This is a genomic window from Pseudomonas moraviensis subsp. stanleyae (assembly GCF_036283065.1).
Classification (GTDB): domain Bacteria; phylum Pseudomonadota; class Gammaproteobacteria; order Pseudomonadales; family Pseudomonadaceae; genus Aquipseudomonas; species Aquipseudomonas stanleyae.
Genome location: NZ_JAADJI010000013.1, coordinates 99,876 through 116,995 on the forward strand (window position 1 = coordinate 99,876; position 17,120 = coordinate 116,995).

At 61.0% G+C, this 17,120-nt stretch carries 15 protein-coding genes; 4 read left to right on the forward strand and 11 right to left on the reverse strand.

Annotation, left to right across the window (positions count from 1 at the left end; translation table 11 throughout):
• Positions 1-19 precede the first annotated feature (19 nt).
• Both GXB78_RS23155 and GXB78_RS23160 read right to left on the reverse strand, forming a co-directional pair.
• On the reverse strand, positions 20-775 hold the full coding sequence (locus tag GXB78_RS23155; protein WP_329517158.1) for an anti-sigma factor family protein: 756 nt from the start codon (positions 773-775) through the stop codon (positions 20-22).
• Positions 772-1,278, reverse strand: a complete 507-nt coding sequence (locus GXB78_RS23160; RefSeq protein WP_041477125.1) for a sigma-70 family RNA polymerase sigma factor — start codon at positions 1,276-1,278, stop codon at positions 772-774. The genes GXB78_RS23155 and GXB78_RS23160 overlap by 4 nt, the downstream gene beginning before the upstream one ends.
• Positions 1,279-1,434: 156 nt before the next feature.
• On the opposite strand from GXB78_RS23160, the gene GXB78_RS23165 reads away from it, so the two are divergent.
• Positions 1,435-2,541 (forward strand): catalase family peroxidase, encoded by a 1,107-nt coding sequence (locus GXB78_RS23165; protein ID WP_329517159.1) that lies wholly within the window; start codon positions 1,435-1,437, stop codon positions 2,539-2,541.
• The gene (locus GXB78_RS23170; RefSeq protein WP_329517160.1) at positions 2,538-3,083 is read left to right on the forward strand and encodes a cytochrome b; all 546 of its coding nucleotides are present in this window, start codon (positions 2,538-2,540) and stop codon (positions 3,081-3,083) included. The genes GXB78_RS23165 and GXB78_RS23170 overlap by 4 nt, the downstream gene beginning before the upstream one ends.
• Before the next feature lie 59 nt (positions 3,084-3,142).
• Here GXB78_RS23170 and GXB78_RS23175 read toward each other — a convergent pair whose 3' ends face one another.
• Both GXB78_RS23175 and GXB78_RS23180 read right to left on the reverse strand, forming a co-directional pair.
• Positions 3,143-4,294: a M14 family metallopeptidase gene (locus GXB78_RS23175; RefSeq protein WP_329517161.1), complete on the reverse strand. Its 1,152-nt coding sequence runs from the start codon at positions 4,292-4,294 to the stop codon at positions 3,143-3,145.
• 421 nt (positions 4,295-4,715) lie between these two features.
• On the reverse strand, positions 4,716-5,114 hold the full coding sequence (locus GXB78_RS23180) for a DUF6124 family protein (protein WP_329517228.1): 399 nt from the start codon (positions 5,112-5,114) through the stop codon (positions 4,716-4,718).
• A 130-nt stretch (positions 5,115-5,244) separates the two neighbouring features.
• Between GXB78_RS23180 and GXB78_RS23185 the strand changes: the two genes are divergently transcribed.
• Entirely contained in the window at positions 5,245-5,904 is a 660-nt protein-coding gene (locus tag GXB78_RS23185; protein WP_329517162.1) for a LexA family protein, read from the forward strand.
• A 42-nt stretch (positions 5,905-5,946) separates the two neighbouring features.
• Here the strand turns inward: GXB78_RS23185 and GXB78_RS23190 are convergent, their stop codons facing one another.
• The 4 genes from GXB78_RS23190 to GXB78_RS23205 all read right to left on the reverse strand — a co-directional run bounded on the left by GXB78_RS23190 (position 5,947) and on the right by GXB78_RS23205 (position 11,732).
• Entirely contained in the window at positions 5,947-7,896 is a 1,950-nt protein-coding gene (locus GXB78_RS23190) for an acetyl/propionyl/methylcrotonyl-CoA carboxylase subunit alpha (RefSeq protein WP_329517163.1), read from the reverse strand.
• A complete protein-coding gene (locus GXB78_RS23195; protein WP_329517164.1) occupies positions 7,896-8,708 on the reverse strand; it encodes a gamma-carboxygeranoyl-CoA hydratase in 813 nt (270 codons plus the stop codon). The genes GXB78_RS23190 and GXB78_RS23195 overlap by 1 nt, the downstream gene beginning before the upstream one ends.
• 108 nt (positions 8,709-8,816) lie before the next feature.
• On the reverse strand, positions 8,817-10,421 hold the full coding sequence (locus GXB78_RS23200) for a carboxyl transferase domain-containing protein (RefSeq protein WP_329517165.1): 1,605 nt from the start codon (positions 10,419-10,421) through the stop codon (positions 8,817-8,819).
• A gap of 147 nt (positions 10,422-10,568) precedes the next feature.
• Positions 10,569-11,732: an isovaleryl-CoA dehydrogenase gene (locus GXB78_RS23205; RefSeq protein ID WP_329517166.1), complete on the reverse strand. Its 1,164-nt coding sequence runs from the start codon at positions 11,730-11,732 to the stop codon at positions 10,569-10,571.
• Between the two features lie 298 nt (positions 11,733-12,030).
• Between GXB78_RS23205 and GXB78_RS23210 the strand changes: the two genes are divergently transcribed.
• Complete coding sequence (locus GXB78_RS23210) at positions 12,031-13,728, forward strand: AMP-binding protein (RefSeq protein ID WP_329517167.1); 1,698 nt, start codon at positions 12,031-12,033, stop codon at positions 13,726-13,728.
• 650 nt (positions 13,729-14,378) lie between these two features.
• On the opposite strand, the gene GXB78_RS23215 is transcribed toward GXB78_RS23210, so the two are convergent.
• The 3 genes from GXB78_RS23215 to GXB78_RS23225 all read right to left on the reverse strand — a co-directional run bounded on the left by GXB78_RS23215 (position 14,379) and on the right by GXB78_RS23225 (position 16,949).
• The gene (locus GXB78_RS23215; RefSeq protein WP_329517168.1) at positions 14,379-15,278 is read right to left on the reverse strand and encodes a hydroxymethylglutaryl-CoA lyase; all 900 of its coding nucleotides are present in this window, start codon (positions 15,276-15,278) and stop codon (positions 14,379-14,381) included.
• Positions 15,279-15,423: 145 nt separating this feature from the next.
• Positions 15,424-15,822: a MerR family transcriptional regulator gene (locus tag GXB78_RS23220; protein ID WP_329517169.1), complete on the reverse strand. Its 399-nt coding sequence runs from the start codon at positions 15,820-15,822 to the stop codon at positions 15,424-15,426.
• 197 nt (positions 15,823-16,019) lie between these two features.
• On the reverse strand, positions 16,020-16,949 hold the full coding sequence (locus tag GXB78_RS23225; RefSeq protein WP_252874787.1) for a LysR family transcriptional regulator: 930 nt from the start codon (positions 16,947-16,949) through the stop codon (positions 16,020-16,022).
• Positions 16,950-17,120 lie beyond the last annotated feature (171 nt).

Sequence of the window (17,120 nt, forward strand, 5' to 3'; positions counted from 1 at the left end):
CGAGTGCAAGGGGCGGATTTCAGAACGGTGGCGATTGCTTGAGCAACTCTGCTGCCGGCGAGTCGGTCGGGCTGACCACCGCATAGTTGTAGCCCGGCCCCGACCAGTAATCGGCCTGCAGATCGCCATCGCTGCGCGAGCCGCGCGGCAGCAGGGTGTTTTTCGGCCCCGGCGGACGCAGGTAGAAACTCACCTTGTGGCCGCTGCCGTCCTCATACATCACCATCGCCGCCGGGCCTTCATCGGTGCTGAGCAAGCGCCCGCTGACCGGTTCAAAACCGGCCGCCCCGAGATCAGGCAAGCGTCCGGCGCCGCTGAAGTAGCGGTCGAGCCAACGCTGCATATCGCCATCACTGTCGACCTTGTAATCGGCGGGCAGCACGCCTTGCTGGGCAATCAGGCGGTAGGCTTGCAACGCGTCGGTCATCGGCAATTGCGCAGGGCGCACCAAGGTCATTTCCCGCGCCTGCCAGCCACTGAAACCGCCGATGCTCACGGCCATCAGCAACACCGCCGCGCTGGCCAGGTGCCGACGGGATTGCTGGCGGCGACGCTGGCGGATCGTCGTCGGGTCAAGCGCCGGATTGGCCGGTTGTTGCAACGCGCCGCTGAGAGCCGCACGCAACTGCTGGGCGTCGCGTTGCCAGGCGCGTACCTGCGCCGCTTCTTCCGGGTGGCTGGCCAGCCAGGTCTCGAGCACGCGCCGGTCGGCGTCGCTGAGCTGGTGGTCGATGTAGGCGTGCATGTCACGCTCATTGGGAGGCAGGCTGATCATTTGAGTATCCGCAGGGAAGGGCTGCTGATTTCGCCGTCGCTGAGTTGGCGCAAGGCCTGGCGGGCGCGGGACAGGCGCGACATCACGGTGCCGATCGGGGCGCCGAGGATCTCGGCGACCTCTTTATAGGACAGGCCCTCCACCGACACCATCAGCAGCAAAGCGCGCTGTTCGGTGGGCAAGCGTTCGAAGGCTTGCAGGGTAGATTGGGCGATCACCGTGCGTTCCACCGATGGTTCGGCATCGTCGCGACCGGTGAAAAATTCCAGCATCCGCGCGTAGCGCCGCGAGCGACGGTGCGCATCGAGAAACTGCCGATAGAGGATCGCAAACAGCCAGGCCCGCAAGTCGCCGTCGGCGCGTTTTTCGCCCCACGCCGACAGCGCCCGCTCGAGGCTGGCCTGGACCAGATCGTCGGCGCTGCTGCTGTTGCGCGTCAGCGACACGGCGAAGCGGCGCAATCTGGGAATGATTTCTCTCAACTGTTCGTCGAATTCGCTCATGACTTTCTGCTGGTCGCTACGCTGTGGACTAGGAAGACGCCCGTCAGCGCAGGTTATTCCCAGTGCGCAAAAATAAATACCGCGCCGTGGAATAAACCCGGACGGGGTGCGTCTTGCTGACTCTTTCCACTTGTGGCCGATGGCCTGGAGATATTCATGGTTGATCGCTCGTCCCCCAACGCTGCACCGCCCGGCAGGCCGCCGCGCCAGCCACTGAGCGCCGCGAGCCTGGTCTTGCGTCTGGGCGCCATTGCCGTGATCGTCGCCGCCGTGGCCGGGGCGTTTGCCTACGTGCATGGCAACCTTGACCCACAACGGCTGACGCCAAAAGCGCTGGTCGATGTGCTGGAAAAGAACAACGGCGTGCATCCCGGTTTTCGTCGCAACCACGCCAAGGGCGTTTGCGTGATCGGCCATTTCGAGAGCAGCGGCGCGGCGCGCGAGTTCTCCACCGCGCAGGTGTTCAACCTGCCGCAGACGCCGGTGGTGGGGCGTTTCGCGTTGCCTGCCGGCAATCCTTATGCACCGGACAGCGCCGTACCGATCCGCAGTCTGGCGCTGCGCTTCACTCAGGCGGACGGTCAGCAGTGGCGCACTGGCATGAACAGCATGCCGGTGTTTCCGATCGCCACGCCCGAGGCGTTCTACCAATTGCAGCAGGCGCAGTCGCCGGATCCGGCCACCGGCAAGCCCGACCCGACAAAGGTGCCGGCGTTCTTTGCCGCACATCCGGAAGCCGTGCCGTTCCTGACTTGGGTGAAGACCGCCAAGCCTTCGGCCAGCTACGCCACTGAAACCTATAACAGCATCAATGCGTTTTATCTGGTCGATGGCAACGGCAAGAAACAGGCGGTGCGCTGGAGCATGACGCCGCTGGCGCAGGACGCGGCGGGTGCCACCGCTCCTGAAGGCGCCGACTTTCTCGAGAAGGATCTGGTGCAACGCTTGGCCGCCGCACCCTTGCGCTTCCAGTTGAACATCACCTTGGCCAACGCCGGTGACCCGGTAAACGATGCCAGTAAGGCCTGGCCCGCAGATCGCAAAGTGCTGAACGCCGGTACGCTGGTGCTGGAGAGAACCCAGCCGCAGCTGAGTGGCGAATGCCGCGACATCAACTACGATCCGCTGGTGCTGCCGGCCGGGATTCAGGGCTCGGAAGATCCACTGCTCGCCGCGCGCTCCGCCGGTTACGCCGATTCCTATCTGCGCCGCACCAGCGAAGTCAGCCAGTTGCCCGCTGCCAAACAGGAGGCTCGCCCATGAGCAAGCAACCGACGCATTTCGTTCTGCTGGCGCGCCTGCTGCACTGGCTGATGGCGCTGATGATCATCGCCATGCTGTTTATCGGCGCGGGCATGGTCACTTCGGTGTCGTCTCGCCATGAATGGCTGATCCATCTGCACAAGCCGCTGGGCATCGCGATTCTGGCGCTGGTGATCGTGCGTCTGCTGGTGCGCTTGACCACGCGTCAGCCACCGTTGCCGGATGATCTGCCGGGCTGGCAGGTGTTGGCAGCCAAGGCTTCCCACGTCTTGCTGTATGCGTTGATGCTGGTGTTGCCGTTGCTCGGCTGGGCGATGATCAGTGCCTCGGGCGAACCGGTGATGCTCACGGCGTCGCTGCATCTGCCGTCGATTGTGCCGGCCGATGCGCAACTGTTTGCGTTGCTGCGCAAGTCGCATGGGTATCTGGCTTATCTGCTGTTTCTGACGGTGCTGCTGCACCTGGCGGCGGCGCTGTTTCATGGCTGGGTGCGTCGTGACGAAGTGCTCGACAGTATGTTGCGCGGGCGCGATCGCGGCTGAGCCGTTAAAGCAAAAGATCGCAGACAGGCTGCGATCTTTTGTTGTGACAGGGGAGCGGATCAGCGCAGGGTATCGACCATGTCGGCGAGCGTGGTCAACACATCCTTGCCCAGTTGCCTGGAACGTTTGCCCGACCAGCCGGTGATCTTGTCCGGGTGGTCGTCGTGGTCCTTGAACGGCATCTCCAGGGTCAGCGACAGGCAGTCGTATTTCTGCCCGACGCTGTTGCAGGCCAGCGTCATGTTGGCCTGACCCGGTTCGTCGCGGGTGTAGCCGTAGGTGGTCTGGAAGTCTTTGGTGGTGTGCTTCAAGTGGCTGCGGAAATGCTCTTCTAGCTTTTCGATGCGCGGCGTGAAGCCCGGGTTGCCTTCACAACCGGCGGTGAAGACGTGGGGGATTTCCTCGTCGCCGTGTACGTCGATAAATGCATCGACGCCATATTTTTCCATCTGCTGCTGGACGAACAGCACTTCCGGGCTGATGTCCTGGCTGGCGTCCTGCCAGGCGCGGTTCAAGTCCTGGCCCATGGCGTTGGTGCGCAGGTGGCCGTGGAAGGCGCCGTCCGGGTTCATGTTCGGCACCAGATACAGATCGGCGCTGGCCAGCAGCTTGTTCAGTATCGGGTCGTCGTGGCGTTCCAGCCGCTCGATCACGCCTTCCATGAACCATTCAGCCATGTGCTCGCCCGGATGCTGCTGGGCGATGATCCAGATCTTGCGCTGGCCTTCGGCACCAGTGCCTTTGCGCAGCAACTGAATGTCGCGGCCTTCGACGCTTTTGCCGGTCGCCAGCAATTCGGTACCAGCCTTGCTCAGCGCCTGCTCGATCAGCCAGTCGTGACGGCCACGGCTATAGGGTTCGAAGTAGGCGAACCAGGCGTGAGTCTGTTCGGCTTCGAGGCAGAAGCGCAGGCTGTCGCCTTCGAAGCTGGTGGGGATGCGGAACCAGTTGACGTGGTCGTAGGAAGCGACTGCCTGATAGCCGGTCCAGGCCTTGTTATAGGAGGACTGGCTGGCGTTGACCAGGCGAAACCAGTGTTCCTGATGGAGGTGCAGGCCGCTGGCCTTGAAGTGGAACCACTGAAAATGAGCGCTGCGGGTGTCCGGGCGGATGGCCAGGACCGGATTGAGCGGGTTGCTGATGTCGATGACTTGGATATTGCCGCTGTCGAAATTGGCGCTGATGTCGAACGAAGATTTGGCCACGGTCATAATCGCTTCCTGAGCAGGATTTTTATGACCGGTACTTTACACGCAGGCTGGGGTGAAACCGAGGGGAAATGCAGGGCGTTAGCGGGGGGCGTCCTCCGTGACGCGCCAGCAGCTTAGAGACTGTGCGATTGATTCTCAAGTGCTGATCGCCATTAGTTTTGCCCAATGTGGCCGGGCTCGGCTTGCCAATCAATATTCTTTTGATATTATCCGCGCCAATCGAATTTGCAGTACCCAAAGACTTCATTAGCCTGAAGACACAAGCCCGAAAAACGGGCAAAAAAAGACCCGGCAAAAAGCCGGGTCAAAAACCGTGATTAGCCTGATGAGGAGATAGTCCAGAAGACCGACCTAAGGTCTCTGGTCCATCGACTGATCTCGCGACCAGCTGCTTGCAATAATAATCATTATCATTTGCAAGTCAAATGTTTTTATCTGCGCGATGGGAAAATTCTTTCCTGTCCGCTCGAACCTTGTTCGCCGTTAGCTCGTCGTTGTCGATCGAATGGTCGACCATCGCCCGCGCCATATCCACCATGTGCACCACCGAGAAAGCCAGGTCGCGAGTTGTGCCCTGCAGGTTTTCTGCCGCCTTGAACGCGGTGGCGGCTGCACATCGCAACAGGTCCGAGGCATGCACCAGTGCTTCTTCGCCGCTGAGATGGTTTTTGACATTGAAGAAACGTTCGTCCGTTTCCGCCGCTGCAACACTCGGTTTCAAGTAATAGTCCAGCGCGCGTTGTGCGGCGGCGTTGCCCTGGGGTGAGGTGAAACTGGTGTCGATTTGCAGATCGGGCAGGTCTTTGCTGCTGATGTTCATCATGAAACGTCACTCCATGTTCGATTGAAAGTCCGTTTCCCTAGCATAGTACTGCCTGTATTTGTGACGGGAATTTAAATACTACAATATGTGTTTTGCCGGTCGAAGACGTCCGCGTAAGGTGCGGCACATGGATAAATGGATTGAGTTGGTCAAGGCCAAGATGAGTGAACTCAAAATCACTCAAACAGAGCTCGGAGAGCGCGTCGGCATGTCCCAGGGCGGGATCGGTCATTGGCTGAACAAGCGTCGCGAACCCGGTGTTACCGAAATGAACCGCGTGCTCAAGGCGCTGGGAATGGATTTCCTCGAAGTCGTCCTGGTCATCCGCGAGCCGCAGCCCACGGCGGATGACGAGATGCCGCTGGCGCAGAAGTACAACCCGTACTTCCGTTACCCGGTTTACGACTGGCGAGCGCCGTGCGAGGTGCGCGACGCGGCGGCGAGCTATTCCGGTAGTTCGTCCAAGCAGCGCTTCGAACTCACGGATTACCACGCTCGTGGCGGTGCCGCGTTCTGGCTGACGGTGACGGGGGATTCGATGACCGCACCCAGCGGCCAGAGCATTGCCGAGGGCATGCTGATTCTGGTCGATCCGGAGCTGGAGGCGGTGCCTGGCAAACTGGTGATCGCCCAGTGGCCGGACAGCGAAGAGGCGATTTTCCGCAAGCTCGACGAGCAGGCGGGCCAGCGTTACCTGGTGCCGCTCAATCCAACCTGGCCGAAAACCCTGCTCACCGATGAATGCCGGATTATCGGCGTGGTGGTTCAGGCAACCGCACGTTACTGAGCGGATCGATCCTCGCTAAAGGCCAGGATCGATCCTTTCATTTCACTCTTCTTCCAGTTCAACCAAAGCGCTGCCTTCGCTGACCATATCGCCTTCCTGGCAATACAGCGCTTTGACCACGCCAGCCCGCGGCGCACGGATGCTGTGTTCCATCTTCATGGCTTCGAGCACCACCAATTGCGCCCCGGCCTCAACCGCTTGCCCGACCTCGACCAGCACGCGCACGATGCTGCCGTTCATTGGCGCGGTGAGACCGCCCTGATGGCTGTGGCTGGCCTCGACGGCACAGATCGGATCGTAGGCTTCGATGCGCCGCAGCTCGCCGTCCCATTGCAGATACAACGCGTCACCCTGACGAATCGCCCGCAACGTGCGGCGCACGCCGTCATGCTCGACAACCAGCGCTTCGCCCAACAGTTTTGCATGGGCCGCGGCTGCCAATGTCAGCGCACGATCCTGTCCCTCGCAACTTAAATGCAAGGTGATTTCCGCCGGCAAACCTGCTCGCAAACCACTGCCGCAAGACCACGGCGAGGCGGGATCATCCGCCCGCGCACGGGTTGGCAGACTCTGCGCAAACGCCTGCGCCGCCACTTGCCAGAACTCATCGCTCAACGTGCCCGGCGCTGGCAGCAATTGCTCCTGATAGCGCGGGATAAACCCGGTATCCAGCTCTGCCGCGGCAAAGGCCGGATGCGCGATGATCCGCCGCAGGAAATTGATGTTGGTCTTCAGCCCGCCAAGCGCAAACTCATCGAGCATGCTCAACAGACGCAAGCGCGCCTGTTCGCGATCTTCACCCCAGGCAATCAGTTTGCCGAGCATCGGGTCGTAGAATGGCGAAATCTCGTCACCTTCCTCGACCCCGCTGTCCACTCGCCGCCCCGGACCCTGTGCCGATTCGCGGTACAGATCCAGACGCCCGGTGGCCGGCAGAAAATCATTCGCCGGATCCTCGGCATACAAGCGCACTTCAATCGCATGCCCGTTGAGCGGCACCTGCGCCTGGGTCATCGGCAGCGCTTCCCCACGGGCGACGCGAATCTGCCAGGCGACCAGATCGAGCCCGGTAATCGCTTCGGTCACCGGGTGCTCGACTTGCAGCCGCGTGTTCATTTCCATGAAGAAAAACTCGCCGCGCGCATCCAGCAGAAACTCCACGGTGCCGGCGCCGACATAACCGATTGCCTGCGCCGACCGCACAGCCGCTTCGCCCATCGCCCTGCGCAATTCGGGTGTCAGGCCCGGTGCGGGAGCTTCTTCGACGACTTTCTGATGCCGACGCTGGATCGAGCAATCGCGCTCGTTGAGATAAAGGCAGTTGCCGTGCTGATCGGCGAACACCTGAATCTCCACATGACGCGGCTTGAGCAGATACTTCTCCACCAGCATCCGCGAGTCGCCAAACGAGGACTGCGCTTCGCGCTGAGCGGAGGCGAGGGCTTCGGCCAGTTGGCTGACGTCCTCGACCACTTTCATACCCTTGCCGCCGCCACCGGCCGTGGCCTTGAGCAGCACCGGATAACCGATGCGTTCGCAGGCTTCGCGGAAGGTATCCAGATCCTGTGCCTCGCCGTGATAGCCCGGCACCAGTGGCACGCCGGCCTTTTCCATCAGCGCCTTGGCGGCGGATTTGCTGCCCATGGCATCGATGGCCGAGGCGGGCGGGCCGAGGAAGATCAGTCCGGCGGCTTCGATAGCGCGGGCGAACCCGGCGTTCTCTGAAAGAAAGCCGTAGCCGGGATGAATCGCCTGGGCACCGCTGGCCTTGGCGGCGGCGATCAATTTATCGATTTGCAGATAACTGTCAGCGGCCTTGCTGCCGCCCAGATCGACGCGGATATCGGCTTCACGGCTGTGCCGCGCATCGCGGTCGGTGGCGCTGTGCACAGCGACCGTAGTCAGGCCCAGGGCCTTGGCGGTGCGCATGACCCGGCAGGCGATTTCGCCGCGGTTGGCCACCATCAGGGTGGTAATCACAGGTGCGCTCATCAACGCGACTCCTTGGTGGATGCGGCTTGCCAGCTCGGCGGGCGTTTTTGCAGAAAGGCGCGCAAGCCTTCCTGGCCTTCGGCGCTGACGCGAATCCGCGCGATGGCATTTTCGGTGTAGCGGCGCAGGGCCGGGGTCAGCGCGCCGTTGCCGACTTCACGCAGCAAGTCCTTGCTGGCACGCATGGCGGCGGGGCTGTTGAGCAACAGATTGTCGATCCACTGCTCGACCTGCTGCTCCAGTTCAGCGGCCGGACAACTTTCCGACAACAAGCCGATCTCCCGCGCCCGCTGTCCGCCGAAGCGCTCGGCCGTCAGCGCATAACGCCGCGCCGCCCGCTCACCGATCGCCTGCACTACAAACGGGCTGATCACCGCCGGCGCCAGGCCGATTCGCACTTCCGACAGGCAGAACTGCGCGTCATCGGTGCCGATCGCCATGTCGCAGCAACTGATCAGACCCAGCGCACCGCCGAACGCCGCACCCTGGACCACGGCCAGAGTCGGAATTTTCAGTTTGGCGAGGTTGTACATCAGCTCGGCCAGTTCGCGGGCGTCATCGAGGTTGGTGTGGTAATCGAGTTCCGCCGATTGCTGCATCCAGGCCAGGTCGGCGCCGGCACTGAAGTGCTTGCCGCGCCCGCGCAGCAGCAGAAAACGCAGGCTCGAATCGCTGGCGACCTTGTCGAGAGCAAGGATCAGTTCGCGGATCATCTCGGCGTTGAAGGCGTTGTTTTTCTCGGCGCGGTTGAGCCACAGCGTGGCGAAGCCGCGTGGGTCGGTTTGCAGTTCGAGGGTATTGAAGTCGCTCATATTCATCCGTCTCCACGGTTTTTGTGGGAGTGAGCCCGGTTACGATTGCTGCGCAATCGAGCGGGAGCAAGCTCCCTCGCCACAAAGGCTCGCTCCCACAAAAAAGCATCACATCCGGAACACGCCGAAGCGGCTCGGTTCGATTGGCGCATTCAGCGACGCGGACAAGGCCAGGGCCAGCACATCGCGTGTCTGCGCCGGGTCGATGACGCCGTCGTCCCACAACCGCGCGCTGGAGTAGTAGGGGTGGCCCTGTTCTTCGTACTGGTCGAGAATCGGCTGCTTGATCTCGGTCTCCTGCTCGGCGCTGAACGCCTGACCGCTGCGTTCGGCCTGTTCGCGCTTGACCTGCACCAGCACGCCAGCGGCCTGTTCGGCGCCCATCACGCCGATCCGCGCGTTCGGCCACATCCACAAAAAACGCGGATCGTAGGCGCGACCGCACATGCCGTAGTTGCCGGCACCGAAGCTGCCGCCGATGATCACAGTGAATTTCGGCACCTTGGCGCAGGCCACCGCGGTAACCAGTTTGGCGCCGTGCTTGGCGATGCCACCGGCCTCGTATTTCTGCCCGACCATGAAGCCGGTGATGTTCTGCAGAAACAGCAGCGGGATGCCGCGTTGGCAGGCCAGTTCGATGAAGTGCGCGCCTTTCTGCGCGGCTTCGGCGAAGAGGATGCCGTTGTTCGCCAGGATCGCGATCGGGTAGCCGTGCAAGTGCGCGAAACCGCAGACCAGCGTGGTGCCGAACAGCGCTTTGAATTCATCGAACACCGAGCCGTCGACCAGTCGCGCGATCACTTCGCGCACATCGAACGGCTGCTTGGCGTCAGCGGGAACCACACCGTACAACTCGTCGCTCGCGTACAGCGGCGCAATCGGTGTGCGTTGTTGCACCTCGCCGAGCTTGCGCCAGTTGAGGTTGGCGATGCTGCGGCGGGCGAGGGCGAGGGCGTGTTCGTCGTTCTCGGCGTAATGGTCGGCCACGCCGGAGGTCTTGCAGTGCACATCGGCACCGCCCAAGTCCTCGGCGCTGACCACTTCACCGGTTGCGGCTTTCACCAGCGGCGGGCCGGCGAGAAAAATCGTCGCCTGGTTGCGCACCATGATCGCTTCGTCCGCCATCGCCGGCACATACGCGCCGCCAGCGGTGCACGAGCCCATCACCACGGCGATCTGCGGGATGCCCATGGCACTCATGTTGGCCTGATTGAAAAAGATCCGCCCGAAGTGCTCGCGATCCGGAAACACTTCGTCCTGCCGCGGCAGGTTGGCGCCGCCCGAGTCGACCAGATAAATGCAGGGCAGGCGATTCTGTTGGGCGATGGTCTGCGCACGCAGGTGTTTCTTCACGGTCAGCGGGTAGTACGAGCCACCTTTTACTGTCGCGTCGTTGGCGACGATCATGCATTCCACGCCTTCGACGCGACCGATCCCGGCAATCACCCCGGCGGCGGGGACATCTTCGCCGTAAACCGCGTGCGCGGCGAGTTGGCTGATTTCAAGAAACGGCGAGCCCGGATCAAGCAAGCGGTTGATGCGCTCACGCGGCAGCAATTTGCCCCGCGAGGTGTGGCGTTCCTGGGCTTTGGCACCGCCGCCCTGCGCCACCTGGGCGAGGAGGGTGTGCAGCGCGTCGACCTGTTTGAGCATCGCCGCGCTGTTGGCGGCGAATTCCGCTGAGCGCGGGTTGAGCTGAGTGTGCAGAATCATGGGGCTACTCCGTAGCAGCTTCGAGTTTCAAGCTACAAGCTGCAAGTTGAGGCAAGAGCGCTATCCTCTTGCAGCTTGCAGCTTGCAGCTTGCAGCTTGCAGCTTGCCGCTTGCCGCTTGCCGCTTGCCGCTTGCAGCTGACGAAATTCATTTCGTCTCGTTGAACAGTTCGCGGCCGATCAGCATGCGGCGGATCTCGCTGGTGCCGGCGCCGATTTCATAGAGCTTGGCATCGCGCAGCAGGCGCCCGGCGGGAAATTCGTTGATGTAGCCGTTGCCGCCGAGAATCTGGATCGCGTCGAGGGCCATTTGCGTGGCGCGTTCGGCGGTGTAGAGGATCACCCCGGCGGCGTCCTTGCGCGTGGTTTCGCCGCGTTCGCAGGCCTGCGCCACGGCGTAGAGATAGGCGCGGCTGGCGTTGAGCTGGGTGTACATGTCGGCGACTTTGCCCTGGATCAGCTGGAATTCGCCGATGCTCTGGCCGAACTGCTTGCGGTCGTGGATGTACGGCACGATCAGGTCCATGCACGACTGCATGATCCCGGTCGGCCCGCCCGAAAGCACTACGCGCTCATAATCGAGGCCGCTCATCAGCACTTTCACGCCACCGTTGAGCACGCCGAGGATGTTCTCTTCCGGCACTTCGACGTCATCGAAAAACAGCTCGCAGGTGTTGGAGCCGCGCATGCCGAGCTTGTCGAACTTGTTGCTGCGGCTGAAGCCTTTCCAGTCGCGTTCGACGATGAACGCGGTGATGCCATGTGGACCTTTCTCAAGATCGGTCTTGGCGTAGATCACGTAGGTGTTCGCGTCGGGGCCGTTGGTGATCCAGGTTTTGCTGCCGTTGAGCACGAAGCGGTCGCCGCGTTGATCGGCACGCAGCTTCATCGAGACCACGTCGGATCCGGCGTTGGGCTCGCTCATCGCCAGAGCGCCGACGTGCTCGCCGCTGATCAGTTTTGGCAGGTATTTGCTTTTCTGTTGGTGATTGCCGTTGCGGTTGATCTGGTTGACGCAGAGGTTGGAGTGCGCGCCGTAGGACAGCGCCACCGACGCCGAGCCACGGCTGATTTCTTCCATCGCCACCACGTGCGCCAGGTAACCCAGGCCCGCGCCGCCGTACTCTTCCGGCACGGTGATGCCGAGCAGGCCCATGTCACCGAATTTACGCCACATATCGGCCGGGAACAGGTTGTCGTGATCGATCTGCGCGGCACGCGGCGCGATCTGATCGGCGACGAAGGACTGCACCTGATCGCGCAGCATGTCGATGGTTTCACCGAGGGCGAAGTTCAGGGATGGATAGCTCATGGGTCACCTTTTGGCTTTTTTATCGGGTGGAGCGCACGACGAATCGGCGTTCAGCTTTACGTTAACGTAAAGCTTCCACAGTTCGACTGTCAATCGGCTTTACGTATGCGTCAACTTGGGCGAGAGTAAGGACAGTTCAGACTCGCAATTGGATGTTTTTTGTGGGAGCGAGCCTGCTCGCGAAAGCGCTGTATCAGTCGCCGTATAGGGTGAATGACGCAGCGTATTCGCGAGCAGGCTCGCTCCCACAGGGAATCGAAACCGGGAACACCCACTAATAAAGATAAAAGGGGTCGTCATGGATCAAACCAGTGCAAACCCGCAGCTTAGCTACAGCCGTGGCTCTCAGGACCAGGCTTTGCTGGCGATGACCATCGGTCAGCGCTTCGATCAGACCGTCGCGCAGCACCCCGACGGCGAGGCTTTGGTGGTGCGTCATCAGCAGTTGCGCTACTCATGGCGGCAACTGGCCGATGCGGTGGATGAGCAGGCCAAAGCCTTGCTCGCACTCGGTTTGCAGACGGGCGATCGCCTCGGCATCTGGGCGCCGAACTGCGCGCAGTGGTGCATCACCCAGTTCGCCACGGCCAAGATCGGCGTGATCCTGGTCAACATCAATCCGGCCTATCGCAGCTCGGAACTCGAATACGTGCTCAAGCAATCCGGCTGCCAATGGCTGGTCTGCGCGGGCGCGTTCAAAACTTCGAATTACCACGAAATGCTCGCGGGCCTGGCACCAGAGCTGATCGGGCACGCCAGCGGACAGCTGCGCAGCGAACGCCTGCCGGACCTGCGCGGGGTGATCAGCCTCGATGCGAATCCGCCGCCCGAATTTCTGCCGTGGTCACAGCTCAGCGAGCTGGCCGCCAGCGTCTCGTCCGAACAACTGCGCGAACGCAGCGCCAGCCTGCATTTCGATCAACCGGTGAACATCCAGTACACCTCCGGCACTACCGGTTTCCCCAAGGGCGCGACCCTCAGTCACTACAACATTCTCAACAACGGCTACATGGTCGGCGAAAGCCTCGGCCTGACTGCTGCCGATCGTCTGGTGATTCCGGTGCCGCTGTATCACTGCTTCGGCATGGTCATGGGCAACCTCGGTTGCGTCACCCATGGCAGCACGATGATTTACCCCAACGACGCATTCGATCCGGCGCTGGCGCTGCAAGCGGTGGCCGAAGAACAGGCCACGGCGTTGTACGGTGTGCCGACGATGTTCATCGCCATGCTCGATCAGCCGCAGCGGCAGACCTTCGACCTGTCGAGCCTGCGCACCGGGATCATGGCCGGCGCCACTTGTCCGATCGAGGTCATGCGCCGGGTGATCAACGAGATGCACATGAGCGAAGTGCAGATCGCCTACGGCATGACCGAAACCAGCCCGGTGTCGCTGCAGACCGGGCCGGCGGATGAGCTGGAGTTGCGCGTCACCACGGTCGGCCGCACCCAGCCGCAACTGGAAAGCAAGATCATCGATGATGCCGGCAACGTCGTGCCGCGCGGCACCATCGGCGAATTGTGCACCCGTGGTTACAGCGTGATGCTTGGCTACTGGAACAACCCGCAGGCTACTGCCGAAGCCATCGATGAGGCGGGGTGGATGCACACCGGCGACCTGGCGAGCATGAACGAGGAGGGTTACGTCAACATCGCCGGGCGTAACAAGGACATGATCATTCGTGGTGGCGAGAACGTTTATCCCCGTGAGCTGGAGGAATTCTTCTTCACCCATCCGGCGGTGGCGGACGTTCAGGTGATCGGCATTCCGTGCCCGCGCTACGGTGAGGAAATCGTTGCATGGATCAAGTTTCATCCCGGCCACAGCGCCTCCGAGCTTGAGCTGCAAGCGTGGTGCAAGGAGCGCATCGCCCACTTCAAGACACCGCGTTACTTCAAGTTCGTCGACGCGTTTCCGATGACAGTGACGGGGAAGATCCAGAAATTCAGGATGCGCGAGATCAGTATCGAGGAGCTGAAAATAACCGAGCGGTAACCTAAACCCTGTGGGAGCTGGCTTGCCAGCGATGGCGTCAGGTCAGCCAGCATCAATGTTGAATGTTCTACCGCAATCGCTGGCAAGCCAGCTCCCACAGGGATCGGGGGATTCATAAATTGCAGAAAGCACAAAGGGGAGCCGAGGCTCCCCTTTAATTTGTCGTTGCGTGCTCTTTTTATTATTGAGGGTCGGTCTGTTGTTGTTTTTGGCAACCGTGGCCCTGTACAGCTTTTTGGCGACCCCCATCCGGGGTCAAGAGCAAACGTATTTTTTTGAGCGCTGATCTGCTTTCTCGTTTAACGATCCAACCGATTCGGGAGCTACCTGAAGGTAGTTTTATTGTTCTCTGCCCGGTTGCGGGTCACTCATGGGAGCACCCTGAAAAGCACACCTTCTCCAAAAAAATCTGTTAGCTGCGTCTCTGCCGTGTTGTTCTTGTTATGTCAGAGTCGTTTCGTCTTGTTTTTATTGGTTTGCGGCTTTTTATTCTTGTTATGCGATAGAGATAGCAGGTGTCGTGCCAACTTTTGAAAAACGTTGTAAATCAACTAGTTACGATTTCAGAAGTTTTCAGCCTTGGGCAAAGCCAGACAATTTGTTTCCGTGTTACTCGCTTTTGCCCACAACACCGACCCCGCGGTAACACCTCACTGCGCGCTGCGCGCCTTGGCCACCCGCGAACCGCTCGGGCGGCCGAGCACTGCGCTGATCTTTTGACCCGCGGCGATCAAGGCGTCCAGATCGATACCGGTGTCGATGCCCAGGCCATTTAGCAGGTACACCACATCCTCGGTGGCGACGTTACCGCTTGCGCCTTTGGCGTACGGGCAGCCGCCGAGGCCGGCGATAGAGCTGTCGAACGCCGCAATGCCTTCGAGCAGGCTGGCGTAGATGTTGGCCATGGCCTGGCCATAGGTGTCATGGAAATGCCCGGCGAGCTTGTCCCGCGGCACTTGCGCCGAGACCACCTCGAACAGGCGCCGGGTCGCACCCGCCGTGCCGGTGCCGATGGTGTCGCCCAGCGACACTTCATAGCAGCCCATCGCGTACAGCTCACGGGCGACCACCGCCACTTGCTCCGGCGCGACCGTGCCTTCATACGGGCAGCCGAGGACACAGGAAACGTAACCGCGCACGGTAACGCCGTGTTGTTTCGCCGCCTCCATGATCGGCGCAAAGCGCGCCAGGCTCTCGCTGATCGAGCAATTGATATTGCGCTGCGAGAACGCCTCGGAGGCCGCAGCGAATACCGCGACTTCCTTGACCCCGGCGGCGAGCGCGTCTTCAAAGCCGCGCAGGTTTGGCGCCAGCGCGCCATAGGTCACGCCGGGCTTGCGCTGAATCTGCGCGAACACCTCGGCGGAACCGGCCATCTGCGGCACCCACTTGGGCGAAACGAAACTGCCGGCTTCGATATAACTCAGGCCTGCGGCGCTCAGGGCATCGACCAGTTGCACCTTGTCAGCGACGCTGATCGGCTGGGCTTCGTTCTGCAGGCCATCGCGCGGGCCGACTTCGATCAGGCGTACTTGGGAGGGGAGGGACATGGGCGGGACCTGCCTGTTTTTTCAGTTCACGAAGATCCCTGTGGGAGCGAGCCTGCTCGCGAAAGCGGTGGATCAGTCACCGTTAAAGGTGGATGACAGAATGCATTCGCGAGCAGGCTCGCTCCCACAGGGGCACCAATATTTGCTAAACCGCCTGCTGGCTTTTGAGCGTCTGCTCCAACGCCTGCACGCAGCGTTCTTCAGCAGTGTCCAGCTCGAGTTTCATCTGTTCGATATCCAGCAGCTGCTGCTCGAGCTGTTCGCGGCGTTCGCTGATTTTCGCCAGCATGCTGTTGAGCTGTTTGGTGTTACCGCCGGACGGGTCGTAGAGTTCGATCAGCTCGCGGCATTCGGCCAGGGAAAAACCGATGCGCTTGCCGCGCAGGATCAGCTTCAGGGTGACCTTGTCGCGCGGTGAATAGATGCGTTCCTGGCCGCGACGCTCGGGGCTGAGCAGGCCTTGCTCTTCATAAAAGCGGATCGCCCGGGTGGTGATGTCCAGCTCGCGGGCGAGGTCGGAAATGCTGTAGGTCTGATTGCTCATGAAAGCGCTCGGAAAAGGGGCATGGCGCTAAGCTAATCGGTGGTTTACGTTTACGTCAAGGCTCAAGATCCTCGCTGCGTTTGCCGGCCTCTTCGCGAGCAGGCTCGCTCCCACATTGAATTGCATTTCACCGGAAGGAATGCAGTCGAATGTGGGAGCGAGCCTGCTCGCGAAGAACGATAACGCGGTAAAAAGCCTTACACCTTTTCCAGCTTCTTTTCCTGCGCCGTCACCTGCTGGCACAACTCGATCATCTGCTCACGCATCCAGCGGTTGGCCGGGTCCTGGTCGGTGCTTTCGTGCCAATACAAATGCGTTTCCACCGACGGCACATCGTTCACCGGCAAGTTGAACGCCTGCAAGTCATGACGACGGGCGAAGCGTTCCGGCACGGTCATGACCATGTCGGTCTGCTGCATCACCTGCGAAGCCATCAGATAGTGCTGCGAGCGCAGGGCGATCTTGCGCTGGATGCCCATTTTGCCCAGCGCCAGATCGACATAACCCAAACCACTGCGGCGGCTGGAAATATGGATGTGCGTCAGCGAAAGATAATCATCGAGGCTGAGTTTTTCCTTGCCCGCCATCGGATGGCCCTTGCGCATGGCGCAGACGTAACGGTCGTCCATCAGCTTGACGTGGCGCACCTGCGGGTCGGTATTGAGCGGCGCATCCACGGCGAAATCCAGACGTCCGGCCGCGAGTTCCTTGGTGGTTTCCCGGCGTTTGGACAGAAAGCTCTCGATAATCACCGTCGGCGCCAGGCGGCGCAGGCGCTGGAACAATGGCGGCAGAATGATTGCTTCCGTGAGGTCGGTCATGCTGATGCGGTAAGTCTTGACTGCCTGCGCCGGGTTGAAAATGCGGCTTTCCTGCACCGACACGCGCAGCAGTGACAGGGCGTTGCGCACCGGGCCGATGATGTTCTGCGCCATCGGTGTTGGCACCATGCCCTGGGCGGTACGCACGAAGAGCGGATCATTGAAGGTCTCGCGCAGCCGTGCCAATGCATTGGACACCGCCGGCTGGGTGATGCCGACAATCTGCCCGGCGCGGGTCAGGTTGGCTTCGGTGTAGATCGCGTCGAAGACGATGAAAAGGTTGAGGTCGACCTTGCTCAGGTTCATAACGCGGCTTCTCTTGTTATTAAGGGCGGTGTTTTAACGGCTGACGATCAGCCGATCATATATCGGTGATGAATGTTTATACACGCCGAGAATAGGCTAGGTAAATTATCAGCGCTGTTCTAGCATCGATTGCATGACTTGAACAACCTCTGCCCGAGAAGGTAACTACCC